General features: G+C 58.6%; 19 protein-coding genes. 5 read left to right on the top strand and 14 right to left on the bottom strand.

Going from position 1 to position 25,271, the window contains the following annotated elements:
- Positions 1-98 precede the first annotated feature (98 nt).
- Complete coding sequence (locus ACERK3_01530; GenBank protein MFA9476964.1) at positions 99-2,249, top strand: adenylate/guanylate cyclase domain-containing protein; 2,151 nt, start codon at positions 99-101, stop codon at positions 2,247-2,249.
- Complete coding sequence (locus tag ACERK3_01535; GenBank protein MFA9476965.1) at positions 2,239-2,787, top strand: Pycsar system effector family protein; 549 nt, start codon at positions 2,239-2,241, stop codon at positions 2,785-2,787. Before ACERK3_01530 ends, ACERK3_01535 begins: the two co-directional genes overlap by 11 nt.
- 16 nt (positions 2,788-2,803) lie before the next feature.
- Here the strand turns inward: ACERK3_01535 and ACERK3_01540 are convergent, their stop codons facing one another.
- The 14 genes from ACERK3_01540 to ACERK3_01605 form a co-directional block, all read right to left on the bottom strand.
- Entirely contained in the window at positions 2,804-3,388 is a 585-nt protein-coding gene (locus ACERK3_01540) for a plasmid pRiA4b ORF-3 family protein (protein MFA9476966.1), read from the bottom strand.
- A 307-nt stretch (positions 3,389-3,695) separates the two neighbouring features.
- Complete coding sequence (locus tag ACERK3_01545) at positions 3,696-3,917, bottom strand: hypothetical protein (protein MFA9476967.1); 222 nt, start codon at positions 3,915-3,917, stop codon at positions 3,696-3,698.
- Complete coding sequence (locus ACERK3_01550) at positions 3,911-5,695, bottom strand: putative bifunctional diguanylate cyclase/phosphodiesterase (GenBank protein ID MFA9476968.1); 1,785 nt, start codon at positions 5,693-5,695, stop codon at positions 3,911-3,913. Before ACERK3_01550 ends, ACERK3_01545 begins: the two co-directional genes overlap by 7 nt.
- Positions 5,664-8,042, bottom strand: a complete 2,379-nt coding sequence (locus tag ACERK3_01555) for an ATP-binding protein (GenBank protein MFA9476969.1) — start codon at positions 8,040-8,042, stop codon at positions 5,664-5,666. The genes ACERK3_01550 and ACERK3_01555 overlap by 32 nt, the downstream gene beginning before the upstream one ends.
- A gap of 29 nt (positions 8,043-8,071) precedes the next feature.
- Positions 8,072-8,689 carry a YfiR family protein gene (locus ACERK3_01560; GenBank protein MFA9476970.1) on the bottom strand — a complete coding sequence of 206 codons (618 nt, stop codon included), beginning with the start codon at positions 8,687-8,689 and terminating at the stop codon, positions 8,072-8,074.
- Between the two features lie 32 nt (positions 8,690-8,721).
- Positions 8,722-10,656 (bottom strand): TonB-dependent receptor plug domain-containing protein, encoded by a 1,935-nt coding sequence (locus tag ACERK3_01565; GenBank protein ID MFA9476971.1) that lies wholly within the window; start codon positions 10,654-10,656, stop codon positions 8,722-8,724.
- Positions 10,657-11,390: 734 nt separating this feature from the next.
- Positions 11,391-11,669, bottom strand: coding sequence for a hypothetical protein (locus tag ACERK3_01570; GenBank protein ID MFA9476972.1), 279 nt, complete (start codon positions 11,667-11,669; stop codon positions 11,391-11,393).
- 89 nt (positions 11,670-11,758) lie between these two features.
- Complete coding sequence (locus ACERK3_01575) at positions 11,759-13,273, bottom strand: hypothetical protein (protein MFA9476973.1); 1,515 nt, start codon at positions 13,271-13,273, stop codon at positions 11,759-11,761.
- 155 nt (positions 13,274-13,428) lie between these two features.
- The gene (locus ACERK3_01580; GenBank protein ID MFA9476974.1) at positions 13,429-15,477 is read right to left on the bottom strand and encodes a right-handed parallel beta-helix repeat-containing protein; all 2,049 of its coding nucleotides are present in this window, start codon (positions 15,475-15,477) and stop codon (positions 13,429-13,431) included.
- Between the two features lie 79 nt (positions 15,478-15,556).
- Complete coding sequence (locus ACERK3_01585) at positions 15,557-16,306, bottom strand: type II secretion system protein (protein MFA9476975.1); 750 nt, start codon at positions 16,304-16,306, stop codon at positions 15,557-15,559.
- Positions 16,307-16,329: 23 nt separating this feature from the next.
- On the bottom strand, positions 16,330-17,400 hold the full coding sequence (locus ACERK3_01590) for a LacI family DNA-binding transcriptional regulator (protein ID MFA9476976.1): 1,071 nt from the start codon (positions 17,398-17,400) through the stop codon (positions 16,330-16,332).
- 381 nt (positions 17,401-17,781) lie between these two features.
- On the bottom strand, positions 17,782-18,072 hold the full coding sequence (locus tag ACERK3_01595; protein MFA9476977.1) for a hypothetical protein: 291 nt from the start codon (positions 18,070-18,072) through the stop codon (positions 17,782-17,784).
- Between the two features lie 324 nt (positions 18,073-18,396).
- On the bottom strand, positions 18,397-20,160 hold the full coding sequence (locus ACERK3_01600) for a hypothetical protein (protein ID MFA9476978.1): 1,764 nt from the start codon (positions 20,158-20,160) through the stop codon (positions 18,397-18,399).
- Positions 20,161-20,283: 123 nt separating this feature from the next.
- Complete coding sequence (locus tag ACERK3_01605) at positions 20,284-21,354, bottom strand: Gfo/Idh/MocA family protein (protein MFA9476979.1); 1,071 nt, start codon at positions 21,352-21,354, stop codon at positions 20,284-20,286.
- Positions 21,355-21,953: 599 nt separating this feature from the next.
- Between ACERK3_01605 and ACERK3_01610 the strand changes: the two genes are divergently transcribed.
- The 3 genes from ACERK3_01610 (at position 21,954) to ACERK3_01620 (ending at position 25,263) form a co-directional block, all read left to right on the top strand.
- On the top strand, positions 21,954-23,054 hold the full coding sequence (locus ACERK3_01610; protein ID MFA9476980.1) for a substrate-binding domain-containing protein: 1,101 nt from the start codon (positions 21,954-21,956) through the stop codon (positions 23,052-23,054).
- A 67-nt stretch (positions 23,055-23,121) separates the two neighbouring features.
- Positions 23,122-23,832 (top strand): type II secretion system protein, encoded by a 711-nt coding sequence (locus ACERK3_01615; GenBank protein MFA9476981.1) that lies wholly within the window; start codon positions 23,122-23,124, stop codon positions 23,830-23,832.
- A 99-nt stretch (positions 23,833-23,931) separates the two neighbouring features.
- Entirely contained in the window at positions 23,932-25,263 is a 1,332-nt protein-coding gene (locus ACERK3_01620; protein ID MFA9476982.1) for a hypothetical protein, read from the top strand.
- Positions 25,264-25,271 lie beyond the last annotated feature (8 nt).

The following is a 25,271-nucleotide window of genomic DNA, read 5'->3' on the forward strand; positions in this document are numbered from 1 at the left end:
AGAGTCTCTTCGCCCTTGACCCCATAGATCTTGGGGGTAGCCTTAAAGTGAGATCAGGGCATTCCTGATAGCCGCAGGCACCCTTCAAGGACTATGGCATGAGTTGGAACGAACAAGATGTACGGGAACGAGTAGCACGCAACGATTTCAGTGACTTCGAGGTGAATGTTGCCGATCTCACGCGAACCATCGAATTTGAAAACCTCGGCACAAAAGACGTCCGACGAGCCGCGGGGGCCCACCTCTATAGCGACGTTCCCAACTTTCACTTGGCGGTGCAGGAGGCGGGTGACGACAAGGCGAAGCTCAAGAAAGTGATCAGAGCTGCGAGCGTTCTGCGGAAGGTACAGGGTGAACTTGCCGAGGCCTATGAGATCGGCCAGATGCAGCGGCAAGCCGCCCGGTTCCATGCACTTTGTTTCAAGCCATACGACGATGAAGCCGAACGAGCGAAGCAAGCTGTGTGCTTCGGCATCACCCTGAACTCCTACCTGCATGACGTATTCAACGAGGTGTTCAGCGACGTACGAAACCTCACCGGCAGCGTTGGGATCGCGGCCGGCATGAGCTATATCGCCAACATCGGCCAGAGGGGTGAACGAGAGCGAATCGCTCTCGGAAGTTGTGCTAATCTTGCCGCTAAGGTTCTGGATAAAGGCGACACGATCAACGTTACGAAAGAGGTTTACGACGCCCTGCCAAATTGCCTTCAGGAGCACTTCTCTCGCATGGGAACGGTGGCCGGTGTTCCGAGGTATCAAGCACATGGTCTGCGGTGGAATCGCCAGAAGGAACTCGCCGAAGAGTTGGGCGTCCGTTTCGATGCGGACAGGCTCCGTTCCCAGACCGAAGAACACCGAGATGCACTTCGGCTAGACGACATGCAATTGACTGAAGCTTCCGTACCCATCGACCTCGAGCTCTTAACCGAACGCAACAGCAAGCACACATCGGCAGTAGCCATTTATGCCGATCTCGACGGGTTCACGAAATACGTGCAAGACGCTGAGCAGACGGAAACGGTGGTTTCCTTGGTTCGCATCTTTCACATGATTCGAGCTGAGTTCCATGCCGTACTCAAGTCGGACTTCCCGGGCCTAGTTCTCCAACACCAAGGAGATCGTGTCCTTGCCAGTATCCATATGCCGAACGGTGATCAGATCGATAAGCGATGCCAGACGGCGGTGGATGCAGCGATCGGTCTCCAGTCGTCGATGGAGCAAGTACTCAACGAGCGACTTGGCAACCGTGAATTGCACGTGGCGGTAGGTCTTGATGTTGGTAAGACGTTGATCACACGTCTTGGCAAGAAAGGAAGACGCCAGGCGATCTGCCTCGGCTCCAAGGTGCATCACGCCGAGAAGCTTCAACTTCGCTCGGGACCTCAGCAGATTCGGATTACTGGGAATATATACAACACACTTAATGACGAGGTACTCGCGAAACAATTTCATCAGGTGAATGACGATGAATATGTAGCCACTGGCCTTACCTTCCTCAAACTTGATGAGCTAGCAGAAGAGCATGCGGCACGTGCTGGATCCTTGGGGAGCGTTGTCGTACAGGGGCACGTCCAGTGCGATCCTCACGCAAGCCGCTCACAACGACCTTGGGCGACAATGACTGAGCAAGACCTGATGAAATCTGCCTATGCCCGGCCTTGGTTCGTACAAAACGCAACGCGATGGACCATTGAGCAGGAGCATGCTCACCAGCTCATGGATAATGTCCATGTCAGTACCACTCCCGACCACCGGGGTCAGATTGAGGGCAGCTTCGCTCTCCGCTCCCACCATGGCCACATTTATGACGTCTTCCGCATTCGACTCATTTATCCGCCGCGGTTCCCTTATGACGGTCAAGTACCCAAGGTCTACTTGGATAGCCACCGCAACCGTTGGGTTAGGACCATTGATGGCCACATCCAGGACGATTGGGGATTATGCTTGTTCGTCCCTGGAGATTCAGACATTGACTTTTCACAGGCAGATGCGTTTTGCAAGCTTCTTGGGGCTATTCATGAGTTTCTGATCAAGGAACGCATCTATCAGCGAGACCTTGTTCGTTGGGAGGTACTGGGAATTCCGCCGAAATGGCCTGGCGATGAGAGGCCGCATGGAGTTCAAGGCATCGCCGAAGTTGTTCGCGAGCGAGGCGGCATCGATGGCGGTGAACCCTGCACGTGTGGAAGCGGGCGTAAGTTCAAGCACTGCCACGGCCCCATACTGAAGGGGAATCATGCCAGTTGATGCTGCAGACCAACCCGAATCCAGCCTGAAGCTTGAGACGCTGCTCGCCGTGCACCAAAATGTACAGGAGCAGATACGTTTTGCTGATACGAAGGCCGGTTTTATCGCCGGCATAAACGTCTTACTGGTCGGGTTTCTGGCCCCCCATCTTGATCGCCTTGTTGGAATCGACAGTACGAGCGTTGTTGCCATTTGCGTCTCTTCCATGTTGCTGACCGCATATGGCATGGCGAGCGTTGTCTCGTTCGGCTGCGTCATTGCTTGCGTCGTGTCCCGGTTTGGGCAAGATGCCCCCCATTGTCGAATTTTTTGTGGCCATATCACAGCCACGTATGGCAAGGATCACGGAAAATACTTTGAGGATGTCCGCACGATGTCAGGCGACGACTGGCTCAGAGATGTCAGCGACCAGATCGTAGAGAATTCTTCCATCGCATCCGCCAAACATGGCCTTGTTCGATGGGCGGCGTTTTCCACAGCCGTCGCCCTTGCATGCTGGAGCGGAACCGTGATTGCACTGGCGGCCGTAGCATCGTAATTAAGCGGGCCAACTCTCACCACGGCCAGTTCACCCGTTGCTTGAACTCGTTGGTGATGGCGTCGAAATCGAACCGTTGCGGATGCCAGTCACCAAGCCACTGCTTGGTCATCTCCAGCTCCGACCGTTCTGCCGGATCGTCCAATTCCGCAATCTCGGTCTCGGACATCACGAAGGCCTGCAGGCACCGCTCATAACCGGTGATGCTGCCACAGTCCTCTGGTGGAAAAGCCCGCTCTCCACCGATCAGGTGGCGGCGACTGGTGCCCGGGAGCTGCTGCACACCCTTCAACTCGATCAGGTGCAGCCAGCTGTCGCCAAAATCATACTCGTACGCCAGCTTGAATTGGCCGCCAAAAGGCAGGTGGTCCGCCAGCTGAACCTGACATCCATTGGGGATAACCTCGTCCACATCCCACGACTCGTCGTAAGGTGAACTGGCGATTCCATCGCCTCTCTCGAACGGCTCCTTGCCCGTCCACTGGCGGAATTCGTAGAGGTTATAGTCCAGCCACCCACAGGCTCGCTGGATCGTGTCGTGCAGCTCGTGGAAGCTGCAATTCTTCCGGATCAGAAACCGCCGCCAGATGCGTGGCTCCACGCCCACAAGGGAACCTCAAGGCCGTAGTAGTAGGTCTTGGTCGGCATGGATCAGTTCCCCTCCACAGCATGCATGATCGTATCGCAGACCAACTCTTTCACAACCAACCTCCGATGATCGGCGTTCTCCGTAAGCATACGGACAGGATGCACAGGCCGGCCCGATGTAAGCTGTCCCGTCCATGAATGCCGTGGCCCCCTGGCAATTGGTGAGCGTCAGGCCGAGTGCGTGCAGGCACCCACAAGGGTGGCTGTGTGCCACCATTCTTGCTGCGGTGATGCTGATCGGTTGTGATCGGCAAGGCGACTCACCAGCCGAACATGCAACGACGGCCGATCAATCTATACAACAAACAGATCCATCCTCCACAAAACAGGGCGTTATCTCTCGCCTTCACATCGCCGGCATTGAAGATCCGCAGTAGGTCAAGGTCGCGCTGCATCAACTGCAGCAGGCCATCGCCGGCGATGATGAGCAGGCGATCGTGCGGTTCATATTCGAATAGCTGGACGGGGCGATCACTCAACATCCGACTGAGTGGGAAGTAAACCGAACATTCGAGGTCGCCTTATCCGCCTCACTTCGCCGTTCGCGAAGCCAGGATTCGAATTGCTCGCCAGGCATGGGCTTGCAAAGCAAGTATCCTTGTACATAATCGCAGTCGAGTGTCTGGATCTGCGCAAGCTGTCCTGTCGTTTCAATACCTTCAGCAACCACTGCCATGTTCAGGTTCTGCGCGAGCGTGGCAATAGCGGCCACGATGGCCGAGTAGGTCCGACAACGGTCGATATTCTGCACGAAAGAGCGGTCGATTTTCAGGATGTCGATGGGAAACCGGCGCAAGGAGGCGAGCGATGAATAGCCCGTCCCGAAGTCGTCCATCGCCACTTGGATGCCGAGTGCTCGCAGTTCTTCAAGCATGGGAATGATGCGGTTCATGTCGTGCATGATGGCGCTTTCTGTAATTTCCAGCTTCAGCACATGCGACTGGAGATGATGACGAGCAAGCGCATCGACGATGGCCGAAAGCAAACCCGGTTGTTCGCATTGGATCTTGGAGATGTTAATGCTGCACCAGAGATCCGGGTACTCCGGAAACTGCTTTCGCCATGCGGCAAGCTGCTGACAAACATGGTCAAGCATCCAGTTCCCGATTTCCACAATGATGCCCGTCTCCTCGGCAACAGGGATGAATTCATCAGGGGGGATGAGGGCGTCGCCGGTCCCGGAACGCCACCGCACCAACGCTTCCATACCCGCCAATTCACCGCTCTCGGTCACGATCACGGGTTGATAGACGACGTGAAACTCGCGATTCACCACGGCGCGGGCAAGCGCAGACTCCATTTCCAGTCGTCCGACCGCCTGTTCGTGCATTTTTCGGTCAAACACCACATGTCGGCCACGACCGGAAGACTTGGCGTGGTACATCGCCGTATCGCTGTCGCGCAATACCGTGTCGGCGCTGTCCAGTTCACCATCTGCAATCCGGATACCAATGCTCAGGCCCACCCGCACGTGATAGCCTTGCATCTCGTACGTCTCATCCAGCGAGTTGCGCAGCGATGTCGCCAAATGCTCCGCTTCACTGTCGCTCTTGATGTTGTCAAGCAGAATGGTGAATTCGTCCCCCCCCATTCGAGCCACAAGGTCTCTCGCCGATCTCGACAGCGATGACGACCTGCGATTGGCCACACATCCGCGAATGCGCTCGGCGACATTGATCAGCAACTCGTCACCGATGGCGTGGCCGAGGCTGTCGTTGATGACTTTGAAGCGGTCGAGGTCAATGAACAGAACAGCGAAGCGGTAGCTGGCCTGACACTTGGCACGTTCGACACACTGTGTCAGCACGCGGCGAAACGCACTGCGGTTCGGCAAGCCGGTGAGACTGTCCGTACGGGCCTGGGCTTCAAGTGCTTCGAGCAGCGCTTGTGTACGCAGCGCATTGCGCACGCGAGCGACAAGTTCACCAGCATCGAAGGGCTTAGTGAGGTAATCTGTCGCGCCCAGATCAAATGCCCGCACCTTCTCTGCTGCGGCCTCCGAGCCCGTGAGAAAGATAATGGGAATTTCATTGGTGATCGAATTGTTCCGCAGTAAGCGACAGACTTCGAACCCATCCATCATCGGCATGTTAACATCCAGCAGGATCAGGTCCGGTGGCTGCTCACGGGCCTGCGCAATACCTTGCTCGCCGGTGCTGGTAACGTTTACATCCACGTCCAAAGGTTTGAGGCGAACGGCCACCAGCTTGTGGATCATCGGGTCGTCGTCAATCACCAGAACTTGCTGACGCTTCATCATATTTCACTCCGGTGGTATGCGAGCCAGCCATCGCTCGTTCACATAGTTGTTTGAGCATCTGTATGGTTTCGGTGATCTGCTCCAGTTCGTCGCCTTGTCGTGCCTGTTGTTCGATTTCACGGGCGACATCACCAATCGGTCCAAAGCCGTAGCCGCCAGCCGCACCTTTCAGTTGGTGAGCCAGCGTGATCAACTGCGAGAGATTGTGCTCGTGTTGTGCCTTCTGGATGTGGTAGATGCGATCCGGAAGTTCGCCGACAAACTGTTCCAGCAGTTCGCCCATGTCTGGATCACTAGTGAAGCTGCTGAGCAACGGCACGACCGCGTCCGGCGAAGCGGGCGCATTGCCTGCGGGCGCGGAACCGGCAACCCGTGTCTCGTTCTGATTGGCAGGTTCATCCTTCGAGCCCGCGGCGCAGTAGCGTCCGACGATCTCCAACAGCTTCTCACGATCGATCGGCTTAGTCGCATAGTCGTCGCAGCCGGCGCTGATGCACCGTTCTCGGTCGCCGGGCATCGCGTGCGCGGTAAGGGCCACGATGGGCTCGGCATAGCCCGTTGCGCGCAATCGGCGCGTGGCGGAATAACCGTCCATCTCCGGCATCTGCATATCCATCAGGACCAGGTGAAATGGCTTCTGTTGCTGTTGCGCTGACTCGACGGCAGCGATCGCAACCTTGCCATTTTCAGCGAGCGTGACGGTGTAGCCCGCCTTGCGGAGAATGTGCCTGATCAGTCGTTGGTTGTCCGGCCCGTCCTCAGCCAATAGAACACGTCCGCCGACGGCGTCGGACACCATGTTCAATACCGCCACGTGATCACTCGTAGGGCCCGCGTCTTCTCCGATTTCCGTCATCCCGGTGAGCAGGCGCACCTTGTCCAGCGGTCCCGTATCGACGGTGATGGTAAACGTACTGCCCTCGTGAAGAGCGCTGCGGACGGTGATGTCGCCGCCGAGCATCTGCGCCAGGTGGCGCGAAATCGCCAGGCCCAATCCCGTACCGCCGAACCGCCGGGTCATGGTTTCGTCGGCTTGAAAAAAGGCGTCGAAGAGGTGGGCCTGCTGTTGCTCGGTCATGCCGATGCCCGTATCACTGATTTCGCACACGAGTTTCTGGTCATTCTGATGAAGGCGAAGCGTCATCCGGATTGTGCCGCGCGTTGTAAACTTGATTGCGTTGCCCAGCAGGTTCACGAAAATCTGTCGCAGGCGGGTTGGATCGGTGTGAATGGTTTCAGGAATCGCACCCTCATAGTTGATATGAAACGTATGCCCGGCTTCACCGGCACGCCTGCGCATCAGCGATGCCACATCGGCGACCAGTTGCACCAGAGACGTGGGGATGCACTCCGTCGTCATCTTTCCCGCTTCGATCTTGGAAATATCCAGAATATCGTTAATGATTGAGAGCAGGTGTTGCCCGTTTCGGCGGATAACCTGGATACTGTCCAGGCGTTCGCTCGCCGACTGGTCCGGGTCCATCAACATGTCGCCGTAACCGAGGATCGCCGTCATCGGCGTGCGGATCTCGTGACTCATGTTGGCGAGAAATGCGGTTTTGGCTTCGTTGGAAGCCTCAGCTCGAGCTTTCGCCTTCTCCAGTTCAGCGGTCCGCTCCAAAACGCGTTGCTCCAACTCGTTCTTGCTCTGCTCCAACTGTCGATCCCGCATTTCAATCTGCCCCAGCATGCCATTGAATGCATCAGTGAGCGCGCCGAGTTCGTCGTCCGTCTGCTTTCGAGCGCGGAGCGTGTAGTCACGTTCAGTTGAAATTCGATGCGCCGTGTGCACCAGGCTACGCAACGGCGCGGACAGCAGCCGACGAAGCTTCATCGCCAGTACCAGTGACACCGCCATCGCCACCAGACCCACGCCGATCGCCAGAACGATCTGCCACCGCAGACGTGCGTATGTGGGTTGCAGGTCATACCAAAGCACCAGCGTTCCGAGCGTTTCTCCGTCCTGCACAATCAAATGACGCAGCACGAGCAACGAGTCCGCTCGTCCGAGGTCCGTATCGGCGCTCGGCAGCGCGCCGGTGCTCGCCTGTTCCGATCGGTACTGGGCGAAGGTCTGGCCCTCGCTGTCAATGATGTCGGCTGCAACCATGTCCGGCACTGCGGTCAGTGCAGCCAGCGTTTCTTCGCCTGCGCTCGGATCGTCAAACCGCAGCGCCGCAACGCAGTAGCTGCTGATCATCTGCCCGTGTGTCGCCAGCGCCTGTTCCGCCGTCTGCCGGACAGCCATCAACTGTAGCACGATCATCGTCCCACACACCAGCAGTACTGCGGTCGCGCTGGTCGCGGCCGCAAGCAACAGTAGTTTGTTGCCAAAAGAACGTGTCAATCGCGAAAACATGTGACCCTCTTTCATCATCATGGCTCGTGAACCCGGGCAAGTGACAACAACCGTGAACTGACACGAACCGGCGATTCACGGATGCGCTCCGCGTTGGCGTGAAAGACAATGCGGTGACGTTCCAGTTCGAAACCCAGCATGACCCCGGCGGACATGAACACGGGTCCGTCGCCCACGGTCAGCACCGGTGCGTCACCGATCGCCGACAACAGTTCCGCGGCACGGTCCAACTGCTCGGACGGCAGCAGCAAAAGGTGGGCCTGCCTCATCGCCGCACGCGCTTCGTGACGTGCCCGCGCAAACTGATCGTGGCTGTTATAGTCACGTCGTTCAGGCCAACTCACACGATGCACAACCACCGATCGGTCGGCCACTTTCAATCGTCGAACCATTTGATCTAGCACGCGGGCAAGCGGATCAGGCTCGACAATGACGATCACCAAAGGTGATTCGTCGTCGGCGAATGCCTGCTCAGGCCAACGGGCAAAGCGCAAAAAGTTCACCAGGTAGCCGGCCTTAACCTGGGCCGCCTTGTTTTCATCGATCGACTGCCCCATTACAGAGCTCGGTCGGGCAATGAACACCATCACCAGGATCATCGCCATCGCGATCGTGTTTTGGGTAAATCGAGCCATGACAGCGGAATCCCTGGAAAGCATACGGGTACTCAAAAACGCATCGTTGCCTGCATATAGAAGCTGCGTGGCACTTGCGCCTCGCCGCCCTGAAGGAAGGGCTCGACAAATTCCGTGTGCCGCGACTGCAACAGGTTCTGTCCCCAGACGGAGAACTCGAAGTTCTGCGTGACATGCCACGTCACGCCCAGATCCCATCGCAGGTAGGACGCGATATCCAGGTCATCGATACGGTCAGTCCAATACAAGGCCGTGTTCAACTCAACATCGTCGGTAACATCGAGAAAAGACCGCAAATGCCCCTGGTGGCGCGGCGATGGCGAGATGGCGAAGGGATCTTCGCTGCGAGCGCGCAAATAGGTGTAGCCGAAGTCGAGCCGCCAGTTGGCCGCCGGCCGCCAGGTTGTCGTGGTTTCGACACCGTAGGTCGTCGCCGTCCCACCATTGGCCCACTGGAAAGACTCCCAGTCAACGGTGATCATATTCCGATAGCGGTTAAGGAAGACGGCCGTGTCGATGGCAACTTGGTCTGTCAGTTTGACTCGGTAGCCCGCTTCATAGGCCACCATGGACACCGATTCAAGATCAGGATTACTGCGAAACAGCATGCGATCATTCGGCGGCGGGAAAGGAAAGTAGCCGACGACTGTTGTCGTATCAGTGTTGTATCGCGAGGGCACCTGCACAGCCCGGGAAACAGAGGCCCATACCGTCTGGCGTTCCGTCGGGGTGAGGGCAATGCGGAGACTCGGTTGATACTCGAACCCGGTATAGCTGTTGTGTTCGAATTTGGAGCCAACCATCACGGACAACCAGTCCGGCACAAGTGTCACCGTATCCTGAATGAATGCACTGGCCGTATGTATGTCCCGGCGAGTCGGGTCCACGATCATGGTGTCGGTACTGCGGATATTGTCTGTCACGTACCGGTACCCGAGGCCCCAGACCACTTCGTGCCTGTCAAGCGGTCTGAAGTGGTGGCGAAAATCCAGATCCGTAGTGTGATGCTGGTTGCGGAAGCCGGTGTTGGCGACATCGTCGTTGTAGTTGTAATACGCCTGCAAGCTCCAGCCGTGGTGCGGGTCGATATCCTGACTGATCCTGCCGAGCAGCGAGCTTCCCGTCGTGCGACCGGGGCCGGTGATGGTCGCCAGGGCGAAAGGCAGTCCGTCGGGGTCGGCGACTTGCGTTCTCTGGTTGATGCGATTAGAGCCGTGGGCGTCGGCTTGAAGTGTGAATAATACCCCTTCGTCGCCCTGACGATCGAGGCGGAAGCCGCCATGCGTCATGTCCCACGCGTCGGGGAAGTCGCCACCCTCGGCCTCGCGGAACGGTTCGACATTGCGATAACTGCTCCATACGCGGTAGTGGGTATCGTCGTCGATTTCGCCACCGTACCGACTGGAAACGATGCTGTTGTACCGGGAACCAGTCACACCGCTGAGGTAAAGCCCCTGCGTTTCGCTGGCTGGCCGCGTGGTCACGTTGATCACGCCGTTAACGGCGTTCGCACCCCAGAGTGTGGCGCCGGGCCCGCGAACAATCTCAATCCGATCGATATCCTCCAGCAACACATGCTGCTTGTGCCAGAGCACGCCGGAAAAGTACGGGTCGTAGACCGTTCGGCCATCAATCATGACCAGCAGGTGATTGGCATAGCGACTGTGAAATCCGCGGGCGCTGACAGCCCAACTGTTGGAACTGGTCTGCGACACGGTCAGCCCCGGAACCATCCGCAATGCTTCAGGCAGCGACTGGTGGCCTGACCTGCGGATCTCCTCCGCCGTGAGCACGTACATCGCCGACGGCGTGGTGAACCAGTCCATTTCCTTGCCCGCGACGGACGTGACACGAATGGACATCAATTCTTCCAGACTCAGCCCGGCGAACGTTATATCGTCGTCGAAGTCATCAAACTCATCAGCCGTGTCAGCAACCACGTGGGCGGCGAATACGACAAACAGCAAAACGGCCGAAACTGCTGACCGTCCAACATACGTTCGCATCAAGGGTTTTAAATGCCACACAGCCGGCCCCTATCAGGTGGTGATCGACCGCGGGAACAACTCAAACTGATGAGCGACCCTGCGTTTTGTATCGACTAGGAAAAGTATCGGCGGACCATGCGGTCCTATTAACCTGATTCAGGGCCAGGTGGGGAAATACCCTAGTCTTCGCCGATGGCAAAAAAGGAACCATGAAATCATATTGAACAATGAAGGGCCGTAGCCTTCACCCATCTGCGATAGGCTGCTCGGAAAGAGCTCATGGCGTGACACGTTCCGGTCGGCGATTCTGACCCGATTTCAGGTCAGCCATGTCGTCCGGCTGGGTGGCAAAAACATCTACCTCTTAGAACATGGCAGCGAAATCAGTCAGGCAGAATACCGCCGCCTGATCGCCCCGAGTGGTTGGCCGGACACCGTCAGCCTCCAGACGATGCCGTCATTGGTCACTAGCCGTCGGCCAGTCGGACGATAACCGAACAGCTGGTCGCATACTGGAAGTTCGCCACCACCTAATGATTGCTCTACTCATGTGCGTTTGCGTCCTGCACCACTTCCACCGGGCCGTGATCGTGACAGCATGCTCGTGCGGATGAACGGTTCTCCCTCACTCTGCGTTAAAACAAAGACGGCAGGTCGAAATTCACTCGCCCATACATCTGACGTCGGCTGGTGTGCGCCAACCGGTTTCGGTTTCAGGTTTCCTCATCCTGCTCGGCCGACCCCTCGCCTCGCAACCGCGCCTCCACGCCACCACCCTGCGGTGCGAGTTCGTAAACCCGATCGGCGTAGTGCTCGAATGAGTCGGCATCGTGGTGCGAGATCATCAACACCTGGAAGCCCAATGCCTCGCCGGCGTCGTGCACGATCTTCACCAGCCGGGGCACGAGATCCGGTCGCAGCCAGCAGTCCTGCCCACCCAGCACCAGGAAGCGGCGGTGTCGAATTGCATCCAGCGTGGTGAGGGCGACCATCCGCAGGCCGGCCTCACCCGCCGGCGGCTTGAGCTGATCAACCCGCGCGAAAGACCGGCTTCCGCCACGGGCTGCTGTGACACACTGGATTATCCGCGCCGTCGCACGAGCAGCAGCAGCCCGCCGAGGCTGGCCAGTCCCAAGCTGCCCGGCTCGGGCACGACATTGACATTCGTCAGCCAGACTTCGCCATCCTCGACGAGCAGGTCGCCGTAGCTGGCCACGCCGCTGACCTCGCCGAGAGCGGGGGTTCCGGAGACGACACCGTTGTAGGTCATCAGCAAGAGGTCCGAGCCTTCCTGCCACGAGCCACCGCCGAGCGTTACCTCCGGATTCAAGACCAGATCAAACGTGTTCAACGTCAGGCCATCTTCGCCGAGCACGGTAATGAAGGGGAGTTGCTCGCCGTCGAACATGTCATCCACCAGGGTCAATTGCAGTGTTGGACGACCATCTTCCGAAACGTTGACGGTGAACGAGCTCGCGGTGAGCCGACTTTGTCCCAGGTTCAGAAGACCACGACCTGAAAGCCGAAGATCCGAGCCGACCGTAATGGAGTCGCTCAGATTAATCACACCATCTGCTTCCGCGGAAAGGAGACTGTTGAATTCACCGCCGGAAATATTGATGACACCTTCATCGCGGGCCCAGATGCTCATGTCGAAACTGCCACCGGAGATATTGGCTGTGCCGGTGTTATCCACGAACAAGCCGGAACCGGCACTGGTAAACGTGCCACCGACGATGTGCATGGTCGCGTCATGCATTACCCGCAGATCGTCGACAATCACATCGTCGGAAAGCGTGGCCTGGGCCGGCCCGTCACGGGCTTCGAGGCGGTTGATCGTTCCGCCTGAGAATGTGGCTTCGGCATTGTGCTGGACACGGACCGTGCCGTTCAGCGTACCGCCGGTGACGTTCCCGATCGAGTTGTCTTGCATGGACACCCGCTGCTGAAAGATTCCGCCTGAGATATTGAGGTTGCTCGAGTCCTGACTGCGAACCTGATCTGTGAAAGTTCCGCCTGAGATGTTGAATGTGGAACTATCGTGTAATGCGTAGATGCCGTCACCCCCATAGGTGCCCGCCTCGATGTTCACCGTGCCGCCGAATTCGGCGCGAACGCCTTGCGCGACGATGTCCTGACCGCTTGCAGTAAGGACACCGCCACTGGCGAAGCCTCGGATGCGGTCTTCAAATGTTCCGGCATGAACATGGATGTGGGTCCGGTTCGCGGTAACGCGGCCCTCGAATGTGCCGCCGAGGATGGTGATTTGAGAGTCGTCACGCGCTGAGACCGACCCTTCGTAGGTTCCGCCATCAAGCGTGGCTGAACTGCTGTCGTTCGTGTCGAGCGTATTGGTCGTGGCGCCGCTTTGGAACTCCAGAAGGCTGGTACCCCACACATTCAGCGCGTCGATCCACGCGCCGTCCAGCACGTTCAGGGTGGTCGGGTCATCACTGTCGCTGTCTCTCACATCCACATTCCAGCGATCATTCTCCGCGCCGTCGCTGAAGTCGTGTTCGCCACCATCCTCAAACGTAACATCATTTGCATGAAGGGGCATCGGCATCGCGGCCAGAAGCAGGCCCATCGCTGCCATGCTTGTGACAATCCCTTTCGATCCATTTCCCAAGGTACTTATCATGTGGTCCTCCGTTCCAGAACATGAACGAACGTATAAATATGGACTTCTTCGTAGATGCAAAGAACTTGCAACAATCGCGCCAACCGCCGGGAAGACGCGCCGACTTTCCGTCAGTCGCGCGGGTGCAGCAGCGTTTCGCGTGACGGCGCCAGCACAGGTGGCACGCCTCGGATGTCGATGTGCACATCGCCGAAGTGCAGCGATGACGTGGACGGCCGCTCTAGCCGAAGCACCCACGCTTCTCCTCGGCTCGGCGCGGGGCCGGGGTATTCCACCGCAAATTGCTGCACGGCCACCGCGTCGTCCGCGTGGTAGATCTCCTTGCCCTCGGGGTTGATCAACGTGGCCTTCACCGCTTCTCGTGAACCCTCGCCTGACACTTCAACGGTGAACTCGGCCGTGCCGCGCGGGATCCACAGGTAGAACTCGCCCTCAGGCCGTTTCAGATTGAGACGATCGTCGCCCAACGCCAGGTTGGCCAGGTGGCTGCTGTGCGTCAGCGCGAGCGTGTGCCGAACCCGGTCGGGCTGCACGCGGTAGATGCCTGTCGTATTGGCGACAAATTCGAGTTGGATCTGCGTGTCGATGGGTACCTCTGCTTCGGACACCACGTCGTCCGTGGGGTCAAGGACTTGCAGTTGCAGAGGCGGGGCTTGCCCTCCGCCAAGCCGAGCATGATCCAGGCCCAGGACCACGGTCTCACCTTCACGGGCATACACCACGAACTGCGACTGACGACCGCGAATGCGTGCTCCATCAAGGGCTTCCGCTTCCGTCCAGCCTTCGCTTTCCTCCACTGGATGCAGGTCCAGATCATCGAGGCTCAGGCGCGGCACATCCACCCACTCGCCCGTGCCGGTCCATTCGTCGATCAGTTCCTGCGTGAGTTCCACGGTCTGCTTACGTTCATCCGCCGTCAAGTGCAGCGTGCCGGTGATATCTTCCAACGGTAGCCCGCCCGCAAAATCCGTGTAGCCGATCGGCGTGCGGTTCAACGGATCGTTAAGCAGCAGGTTTTCAAACGTGACGCCTCCGACCGGATCGGTCGCGCCGGCGCTGCTGTGGAACATGATCGGTCGGCGGTCTTCGTGATCCAGCGCCGGGTTGATCACTTGCGTGTTCACGAGGTGAACGGTCGGTTGCGAGGCGGATTTTTCAATGGCAATCCCGCGAGCCCGGCTGTTTTCAAAAACGCAGTCCACCACCTCGATCACGCCCGCGAGGTGGCGCTGGGCGGCGGAGTCGGTCCGCACACGCAGCCCCTCTCGGTCGCCTTCCGAGCGGCAGTTTTCCAGCCGGATCGACACCGGCTCGGTCATGTAGGGCAGCCAGATCATGTAACCGCCGCCCGCGTTGTTCCGCGTGAGACAGTTACGCATCACGACGTCCTGGAGGACCTGGTCGTCGCGGAACGGTTCGAAATCGATGCCGGCCTGCGGCGGCGTGCCGCGTGTGTTTTCCAGAATCGTGTCTTCAATCAACAGACCCCGCACGCTGATCACGCTGATGCCCTGGCGGTGGTTGTCACGGCAGGTGACTTCCCGGATCACGATGTTCTGGCTATACAGCGGCCTGTCTTCGGTGCTCGGCGTGCCGTGCCAGCCCGATATGCCAAGATAGATGCCGTCGCCGCCGCTGGATTCTACCGTCACGCCTTCGATGACGATGTCCCGTGTGCTGTACAGCCCGATGCCATGACGCCAACTGCTGCGTTCGTATGCATCGCTTTGATAGTCCTGCTTGCGCATGCGGAATGTAGCGCCGTGGCCGATCAGCTTGAGGTTTTCGGTTTCCACAGCGGCAAACAGAAAGTCGTATCGGCCGTGAAATTTCCCCGCCATCGCTTCCACCACCACGCCGTCTTCGAACGTCACCGTCTGGTTGCTCGCCAGATGAATCGTCTCGCGCACAATCCATGGGGCCCCCATATCCGGCACGATGACATGACGGGCGCCGGAATGGATCGCGGCCTGCAACGCATCGGTCGCGTCGTTCTCATCAAACCCCCACCACGCCGCGTCGGCGGTATCAATTTCGCCCGTTTCCAGTTGCTGAATCTTCTCTTGATTCTCGCCAGTCTCCGCCTGTGCCATAAAGGGCGTCAGACCCGATGCAAGTAAGCTGAGAATCATGACACGTTGCCAGAATCGGTAGTTCATGCGTTTCCTCATTGCGTTCGTTTCCACATTACGTTCCACGGCGAATTAACTCACAAGTTGATAGATGGATTTATTACCGTCAGTTCCACTCCAAAGGATGGTCATTCTGCCCATACCACAACGCCGGATCCTCCCATACATCGGGCACCCGACCCGGGTGCGTCCCCGCATGCCCGTCAAGAAAGACCATGTTGACGCGAGATCGGCCGCCGTGCCGGTAGCCGACATATCCTTCGATCAGGTCGGGCCGAATACGATGCTCAGCACTGGTTGCTTGCGGGCCGCCACCGTCCATAAACCAGGCGGTATCGCTGGCACGCGGGTAGTCAGACACGCGGCGAATGGTTCCATTCGTGCCACGGGGAACAGCCCAGCGCCCGCCGGTTGCCGCGTTCCCCGCATAACTGAGAAACCCGTTGCGCTCAAAGCGAAGCGTATCGTCGTCCTCCGGACATACAACGACCTGAAAGCTCGGAGCCTCGTATTGGTCAGGAGCAGGCGTCGTGCCGATCCTCGGCGTTCCGAGGGCGCGAGTGAAATCGCGATTGATGTACCAGTGGTGCGTATCCCCCGGTGTGCCCGGACCTCTTTCGATCGTCGGCAGATAATCATTGGAATCGAGGTGATACTGCGTCCCCGCGAGGCCGAACTGCCGCAGGTTATTGACGCAGGCGATGCTGCGCGCCGCCTCCCTTGCCGATTGCAGCGCCGGCAGCAGAATCGCGACAAGCAATGCAATAATAGATATTACCACCAGTAACTCGATGAGCGTGAAAGCTTTACGATCTGACATCGAAGACTCTCTTTCAAATGAATGAACGGTGACCATGGCACATGACTCCTTCATTGCGTTTACGAGGCAGCATCAACCATACTGTCACGAACAATTAAACGAGTCGGGACGTGTGACACCCGATCTCCCACGCCGGGATCTTCCAGCATCTCGATAAGCATCTCGGCGATCCGTCGACCACGCAGTTGGCGCTCCGGATCAATCGTCGTCAGAAACGGTGCGTCGGTCGGGAAGTTCGGGTTTTCTTCCAGATTGCCGAACCCCGCCAAAGCAATGTCGCGCCCCGGCTCCACGCCCGCACGTCGCAAGGCATCAGCCACGCCGAACGCCACCTGATCGGTCGCCGCCACAATGGCGGTGCACTCGGTCAGCCGATCAAGTTCCTGCTCGGCCGCCCAGCGAGCTTCCGAGGTTTCCGACATCGCGCCCGCCATGCGCGGGCGGTAAAACAGCGCGCGCTCTTCCGGCAATTCGATTGATACTTCCGCTAGGGACGCCTTGAGCGCAAGAAAACGTCGCCGCATGACCAGCGAGTCCTCCTGCAAGGCCGGGCCGACGTAGGCGATGCGCTGGTGCCCCCTGTTGTATAGCTCCGCCGCCAGAGCCGTGTAACCGGGTCGATCATCACGGCGGACGACACAGACACGGCCCGCCCGCTTCTGGATGCCTTCCGTTTCGGTGGTGACCACCGGCACGTTGCGGTCACGAATCTCCTTGAGCGTGCGGTCCCCCAGCATGCCCGAGCTGATAAAGAACCCGTCGATCCGCCGGCTTTGCAAAACCTTCAACACCGGATCTTCACCGCGCTCATCCCATTCAATCGGGAGCAGTGTCGACTGGTAGCCGCGCTTCATGCTGACGCGCAACATCTCCGTCAGCACCGGCGCGAAGAACGGCGTGCCCAAGTCTGTCTCCGGCCGGCCCAACAGCACACCAATACAGAAGCTTTTCCCACTGGCAAACGAACGGGCGAGATGGTTCGGAACATACCCAAGCTGCCGAGCTGCATCCAGCACCTGCTGGCGCACCGAATCACGCACTTTGTATTGCGGATCATTCCGCAACGCGCGAGCAACCGTCGTCGGGCTCTTACCCGTCAACTGACTGATCTGTTCCAATTTCGAACTCATCTGTGACTCCGATCCGGGCCGATTCGCAAGAATCCATGGACTCGAACTACAGGTAATTTCCGTTGTATAAAGTCATGCCGCGCCTTGCCTGATCTCGCCCCACACAAAATGACAGCACTGTCATTCTTCGCGAGCTTACACCAATTCCCCTCACCCCGTCAATCATTTTCACGGCCAGATCCAATAATTTGTCATACAACTAGGGTCGTGATATGCCCTCCGCCCGCACGACCGGTACCGCCCCGACGAAACACCGAGCCTCCCCGTAAAGGTTACGAGCCATCGTGTCGCCCAAGTCATTCGCCGGCAGATTCTCCACGGCGAATGTGGCGTCGGACAGCAGTTTCAATGCGACAGATGAGCAGATCGCGCAGATTGTGGTCAACGCCTACCACCATGCGGCGAATTCCCAACGCCCTGCTGAAGAAACCGATCACGGCAGAGGAAGTGGTTGATTCGCGGATGATCTGCGATCCGCTTCGCCTGTTTGAAATCGTCATAGCCCACCCCGCAGCGCACGGTGAGCTTGCAGCAGTTCAGCCGTTCAATGGTTCGCCGGGAGAGCCCCAGGTTGTGATAGAGCATGATCGCGTCAGCGTCTTCGATGCGGTCGACCAACTGCGCTTCGCTGGTCGCATTGAAGGCTTCGACCTCAGCAAGATCCGCCAGCACCTCGCGCTCGGGCGCAAGCTGGTCATGGATGAAGTCGATGCACCACGCGGGCTGGACGTTGGTTCATCGAAACATTCCTTATCCGGTCAGGAGGCGAAGCGACGGATTGTCAGTTTGGCATCCATTTGGCCGCATGTTTCAGACGACGCTTCATTGAATCCGTGCAGACTGCGATTGAAGTGGGCGATTTGATAAGCGGTAGGAAGGGCCGGCAGTGTTCATCCGCAAGCTCGACCTCGCGGACCTGGCGGCAATCTACGACGACTAGGTGGCCTCCCGCCTCGGCCAGCTGGAACACCACCGCCTCCATCGACTGGGCGGCAATCATTCTGGTGTAGACGTCGACTTTGGGGTTCCCTGTGCTGCCCGGCTCAAAGTTTCACCTGAGCGTCGCGTATAGAACGGGGAGTAGCACCAGTACGCCTGGTGCTCCGGCCAGACGTCGCCGACCCGCCGATCGAACAGTCGCCCATCCGCGTCGCGGCCGGCGGTGAGGGTGGGCCCCAACCCTTGCAGGCGGGCCGCGTTTGCCACGTTCGGCAATGTGATCTGGTCCAGGTTGATCTGGCTGACCTGCTCGGCGAATTGGATCATCGTTTTGCATCCACTTCGGCCGACCATAATCAGCGCCAGCATCGCGGTCGGGCGAACGGGGATCGCGACCACGAGATCACCCTGCATCGCGGCGATGTGCAGGTTCAGCCCCGCCTCGGGCACGATCGCCAGGTAGCAACTCGGAAAGCCAACCAGCACGGGGCCCGACACGGCAAGGCCCGGCGGCGGACGTGTCGCCGGGTCAGCGTATGTCAGGTTCGCCGCTTTGTTGTTGAAGTGTGGGCTCGCCGGCCGATCGGGATTGGTACTCGGTGGTGCCGGCATCATTGGACACGCAGGCGCGGCCAGCGGCTGACCTTCACCGTCCGCGAGGTCCGGCGTCAACTCGTCGAGCGTGGCCAGGTTGAACAGCAGATCGTTGCCGCCAGCGGTTTGGCCGTACGAAAGGATCGCGCGATGTTCGTGTTGATGTGCCCATCGCTCGAAGCCCGCAGCGTAATCGCTCGCGGCGTGCACGTCTGAAGTCCAGTAAGGCGTACGCACCAGCGCCGTCTGCCGACCACCGTCCGGCGCGACATAGGTCAACCGTACCGGCGTGTCCTGCTGCTTCCAGATAAACGAGCCGGACTGCGTGGCCAACGAATACTCCGGCGTCTGGTAGGTCGTTCGTTCCACCTCCGCCAGATTACGCCGCCAGACGGAGTAGGCCTGTTCAGTCATCGCAACCTCGCGCACCGCGGGCGGACATTGATAATCTTCCAGCCCCAGCGCTTCGAGGAACGACGGTTGACGCCTCTCGAACGCCGCGTCTAAAAACGGGGCGACTTGCCCCCGGCCAGCAACGTCCCATTCGTAATGTCGGGACCACGTGCCGGCCAGCGTCCCCGACGTCGGGTGGTAGTGCTCTGCCATGTCCAGATACAGTTCGTCCAGCAGCAGCGTGGCGTCCTGCCGAGCATCCGCGTCGGGAGCGTAATGCCATGCCCAGTGCAGAGCTTCCAGTTGGGGCACGAGGTAGGTCGGGCTGTTGTACTCGGCAACGCCGTAAAGCTGCACATACTGACGGGCCAGTGCCAGGTGCTCGCGAGCGGTGGCCAGATGCTCCGCGTGCTCCAGGGCGCGTGCGATCATCAATCGCCCTGCCATGTTGAGAAACCAGATGTTGCACTGCCACCACCTCGGCTTCGGCGCTCCGGGACCGCCCCCGCTTTTGTGCCGGTAATGATTGTCGTAGCCGACCAGACACTCCGGAAGCACCTGATCCCACAAGGCTCGGCGATTGTCGTCCGTCAAATGCCGGTCATGCTCCATCGCGACGTAGCCCAGCGACGGCCCGCAGAAGCTCAGCGCATTGAGATCGGTCGGCTCGCTGTGCTCGGGGTAGAACGCAAAGTTCCCGCGATTGCCAGCCGTTTGTGGAGAGCGGCGGTCCTGCATCGCCATGATTCGAGCGAGCAACGCATTGCCGTGCACGGCGTCCCCCGATGCGAATGCATGGGTCAATTCCGCGGCCATTTGGTTGATCGTCGGCATCGTCCGTCACCATACCAGATCAAGTTCTAACCTGACGGGCAGAGTTCACGATCACAGGCAGCGAATCAGGAGCGCAGCCCCTGTAAGAGGTTTGTTGGATGTCTAGCTTAGCTGTGAATATATTCATACCTCGGTCATCCCTTGCTGCATCGCCGTCGGGCGCAGGCGCGTCGCCACCGCACGCTCGTTGGCGGCTTCCGCGATGACCTGTGCGTTCAGCCCCGCTTCGCCAAGCGGCAGGTCCGGCGGACAGGTTCCACTTTCCAAATAACTTGCAAGATCATCCACCAGTCGGCCGATCGCGATGCTGTGGTTTGGATATTCCGCCGCCACCTGCTCGTCACCTGCGTCATCGTAGAGCGTTGCTTTGTAAGTACTGTCGGCATAAGCTTGCATCGACGGCGAGTCCATCGTCAGGCTGATCACGCCTTCAGTGCCCACCACTGTCAACAGATCCTGGCGCGGCCGCGGCTTGATGCCCGCGGCATAGCCCAGGCTCGCGTTGATGGTCACCAATGTGCCGATGTCCAGCCGACCGAGAATCGCAATGTGCGGCGCGAGCAGTCGCTCTTCTTCGCCCAGCCAGGCGCCCATCGCCTCCATGCTCGCCCATTGCCCGCTGCCGCAAAGATGATGAACGAGATCGATCTTGTGAATGCCGCAATCCAGGCCGCCCGCACGATCCATCAGTCGGGCCCGCCGCTCGGCCATGCAACCGGTCCGCTTGTGACCGTCCCAGAAGTCCTGCACATGAATCGCTTCGACGCGGCCGATTCGGCCATCGCCGATCCACTGGCGAATCCGCTGGTGGTGACGGTGGTAGCGCGTTTCAAAATTCACCACCAGGTGGCGGCCCGCCCGCTCCGCGGCCTCGATCATCGTTCGACATTCGTCGGCCGTGGGCGCCATCGGCTTTTCGCAAACCACATGCAGACCCGCCGCCAGCGCTGCCAGCACCTGCTCGAGGTGCGCTTCCTGCAAGGTCGCGATATAGACCGCATCGACCCGCTGCTCGACGAGCATTTGCTTGTAGTCCGTATAGACGGCACATCCCAGCGCCTTCGCGGACTCAAGATTCTCCGCATGCAGGTCTGCCACCGCACAGAGCTTCACATGCCCGGCATGCTTAAGCAGGCCGGGCATGACGGCGTTGCGTCCATGCTGGCCGCAACCGATCAGGGCAAATCGCAACATTGATTCATACTCCTCATGATGCTGCTGATAGTAGCGGCCAACCGCGTTCTTCTGCGAGGTGACGGGTCGCCGCACCGCCCCCCATGCCGGCGAAGCCCGGCGCACTGGGGTATGTCAGCGATGCATCATTGCCGCTATAGAACGCATCGCCGAGCAAGTGCACCTGCTGAGGATAGCCTACCACATGCGTAGGCGGATCATACTCACAGTACCGTGAAACTCCTCGCGGGAGAGGGCGACCATCCGATGCAGGCGGAACCTGGTCCGAAGCTCCAGTAACTCAGCCCTCGTCTCATACGCCTGCGGGTGTGAAGGCGCGCTTCGCGAAAGTTCCCGATGCCGTGATCGTCTTGGCTCGTGCTTCGGGGCGGGGCTGATCCATGCGGCTGAATGCTTCGCATGCGGCCAGGTGTGGTTCCAGCGCAGAGACCTGTCCAGTTATTCGAGCGTTCCACCCAGCGATCACCAAATGACGACGTCCTACAAAATTTTGACCAGTCATTGACAGGGCGGAATATCCGGATATTCTGGGGTTGACGATTTTGGTCAATCGCGGATGTTTTGGGATCTGGCCCATAACGGCCCCATGAGACTAAGCTGTGAAAACAACGGCAGTTATTCAGGATCTCGCTGAGCGGCTTAAGTCGCGTGAGTGGCCACAAGGCTCGATGCTGCCGCCGAGAGCGGTCTTATCGGCGCATTATGATGTTTCGCCTGCGACTATCAGTAATGCCATCGCCACGCTGAAGGGGCGACGGCTGTTAAAGTCCGTGCCGGGCAAAGGCGTGTTTGTTACCGTGCCCTCCGCCGACGGTAAGGGAGCGGCAGCGAAGATGCCCGTGATCGCCCTGGCAGGTGTTTACCTCCCCGAGGGGGAGCAGTTAAGAACGCTCAACCACGCCAGCATCGATCGCATTCCGATCATCAGCGAGCTTTATGCTGCCTCCCGCGTCATGGGCTCCCCCTTGGTGATGCTGCCAAATTCTGATGACCACGTTGATGTCGATCTTCTGAGCAGCTTGGGAGTCGATGGATTGATTCTCCTCGGGGGCTACCCGAGAGAAGAACTGTTGAAGCTTGTTCAGACCGATATTCCAGCGGTGCTTGGCAACGACCCGCGCGAACCGTTGCCCCTGAGCTTTGTGGACTATGACAACGAAGGTTCCATGCGCGAAACGGTGGAGCGATTCGTTTCATTGGGTCATGAACGCATTGGCTACATTGGCCTGGAAACGAGCGTTAAAGGCTACATCGACCACCTCAGGACGTGCTTCGTTCAGAACCTGTTGGAAAAGGGTATTTGCTTCAACTTCCATGATTACTGGTGTGTCGGGTCATATGCACGTGCCTTCAGGTGCGGTCCGGATCAACTGGCGGCGATCGGCGAAGAGCTTGTGGGGAAACTGTTTGATCGAGAAGAGCCGCCCACCGCGGTTTACTGCGCGCAGCAGCAATTACTGGCCGGTGTGAAGACAGGCTTGGCGAAGCGGGGTTTGCGTGTGCCAGACGATGTCTCGCTGATGACCTGCTACGACTTTTGTGATGAAAGCGATGTTAGCGGTCTGGTCCACCCTCGGCAGGAGTTGAGCCAAGGACTGTTGGAAACGCTTCTCAAGAAGATTGACGATCCGTCATATTTCTCCCAGCGAAAACTGCAACTGCCATTCCTTGATCGGGGAACGATCAAAAAGCTGGGTTGATGCGACATGATCTAGAGTGTCGCCCTTTTACATGCATTTCAAAATATCAGCAAAGGAAGGAATAATCATGACATACGTATCACAGAGAAATTCCCCGAGGGCCCGGCCGGGGCACCTCGGCTGGTATGGTGTCGGGTTTACATTAATTGAACTTCTTGTGGTCATATCGATTATCGCGATTCTTATAGCAATATTGCTCCCGGCCCTGCAGGGGGCGCGGGCGCAGGCGCGCACCATCGCGTGCCTCTCGGGGGAGAGGCAAATGGGGCTGGCGCTTCACATGTACCTGGGTGACAACAATGACTACTTCCCGCTGAAGAATTTTTCCGGCAGCTCCCAGTGGTTCCGTGTGTTGCATCGTCACTACATGGACGTCCCGCTCAATGTGATCTTCAATTGCCCGTCCGGGGAACTACAGTGGCCCTCAATCGGAGTGCACACCATCGGCTACGGCTACAACCAGGTGAACAACGTGGGGCCGCCCGGACTGCCCGGCTCACGACTGCCGGACCTGCATGAGCCTTCACGAACGGTGACGATCGGCGACAGTTGGGGCCTGACAACGTCGCAAGTTTTTGTTGCGTCCGGCCCCCAAGAGCGATTCGAGATTCGCCACTCTCTCTCCGGTGCCCGTCGCCTCAACGGTCGGCATCCAGCGGAGACCGCCAATGTGCTCTTCGCCGATGGCCATGCCCAGACGAGAAACGCACATGAGACCACCATTGACGAAACCTTATGGGATCTCTACGGCAAGGGCTGGTGGGGCGACGCTCAATAACATCAACAACCAGCGCCGGCTTCCAACGGCTTCCAGTTCACATAACGAGGATTGATGAGAATGACTTCATTGCCCCTAATTCACCGATCGCGACACCATTTGCTCGCCACCATGACTTCCGCCGCGATCGCGATGATGTCACTCGGTATACCCCATGTTGCGTCAGCGTCCGACGCCCCCAGCGCCATACCGCCGTTGCAATTCAAGGGTGAGCCCATCTTTGTGCTGGGCACTTATGACGCACCGCGCGACGAGGATGCCCATGAGTGGGCGGCCGCTGGCGGAAACGCGTTCATCATTGGCAGCACGCATCCGCCGACCGAGACTGAAGCGTTCAAGGAGCAGCTGAAGGAGCGTATTGCCCGGGTGGACGCCTGGGAGCTGGATGCCGCCTACATCTATTTCCCCGGCCATGTACTGAACGACGCGGCCAGAGACCCCGCGTTGCTGCCGAAGATGCAAGCGCATTTGAAAACGCTTCTTGACGTCACTGCCGATCACCCCCAAACACTCGGCTACTGGACCTACGACGAGCCTGAAAATCAGTTGCATCGTTTTCATAAGGAACAAAGGGAAAAAGGGAACATCAACATCGGCCTCGGTCCCTGGCTGGCTGAGGAGCTGGCTTGGTCGTATGAAATGATCAAGGAGCTGGCGCCGGAGGCCTACGTCATGCCCACCATCGCTTGGTGGAATATGTATGAAGACACAGAGCCTTTATACGATGTCAACGTGCCCAATGAGTATCCGACATATTTTAAGGACGAACCGCTAACTGGCCCGCTATATAACGTCGTTTATGATGCCTCCAAGGCGGCCGAAGCAGTTCGCGGGACTGGCAAGTCCTTCGTCTACATGCCAGGGATCTGCGATAACTGGCCGGGCGACGATCGTTGGCGTGCGCCGACACGGCTGGAAATGCGTTACCTGTATTTTGCGCCCGTGACACAGGGGGCCCAAGGCATACTGGGCTGGCGACTTGGCCGGGCTTCATTGGAATATCGTCGCGCGGTCATCTATCCCACGATGCGAGAAGTAGACGCGTTGGCCCCCTGGTTTCTTGGCGAAGTGCGCGATGAACTGGTGACCAGTAATCGCAGTGCTTCAACTGCCGAGTATCTTCGGGAGTTTCCGGAGCGGATCCAGACCGTCGTCAACGAAGGCCGGCTGGAGCACGTTCCCGTTGAGGGCATTCCGGATGTCTCGTACATCGTCCGGCAGAAGGACGAAACCAGCTACCTGCTGCTTGCCGTTAATAACCGGAAAGAGCCGGTCGAGGTGACCTTCACCCTCAGTGGGTTCGAAGTGCTGCCCGACGCGGTGTATGACCGGATTTCGTGGCGTCGGTATGAAGTCCATCAGCAGAAAATACACGATGAAATGGAACCGTTCGCGGTACGGGCCTACGTGCTGAATGCCCGTGCCAGATAGACCGTTCG

The organism is Phycisphaerales bacterium AB-hyl4, from assembly GCA_041821185.1.
GTDB lineage: Bacteria > Planctomycetota > Phycisphaerae > Phycisphaerales > Phycisphaeraceae > Natronomicrosphaera > Natronomicrosphaera hydrolytica.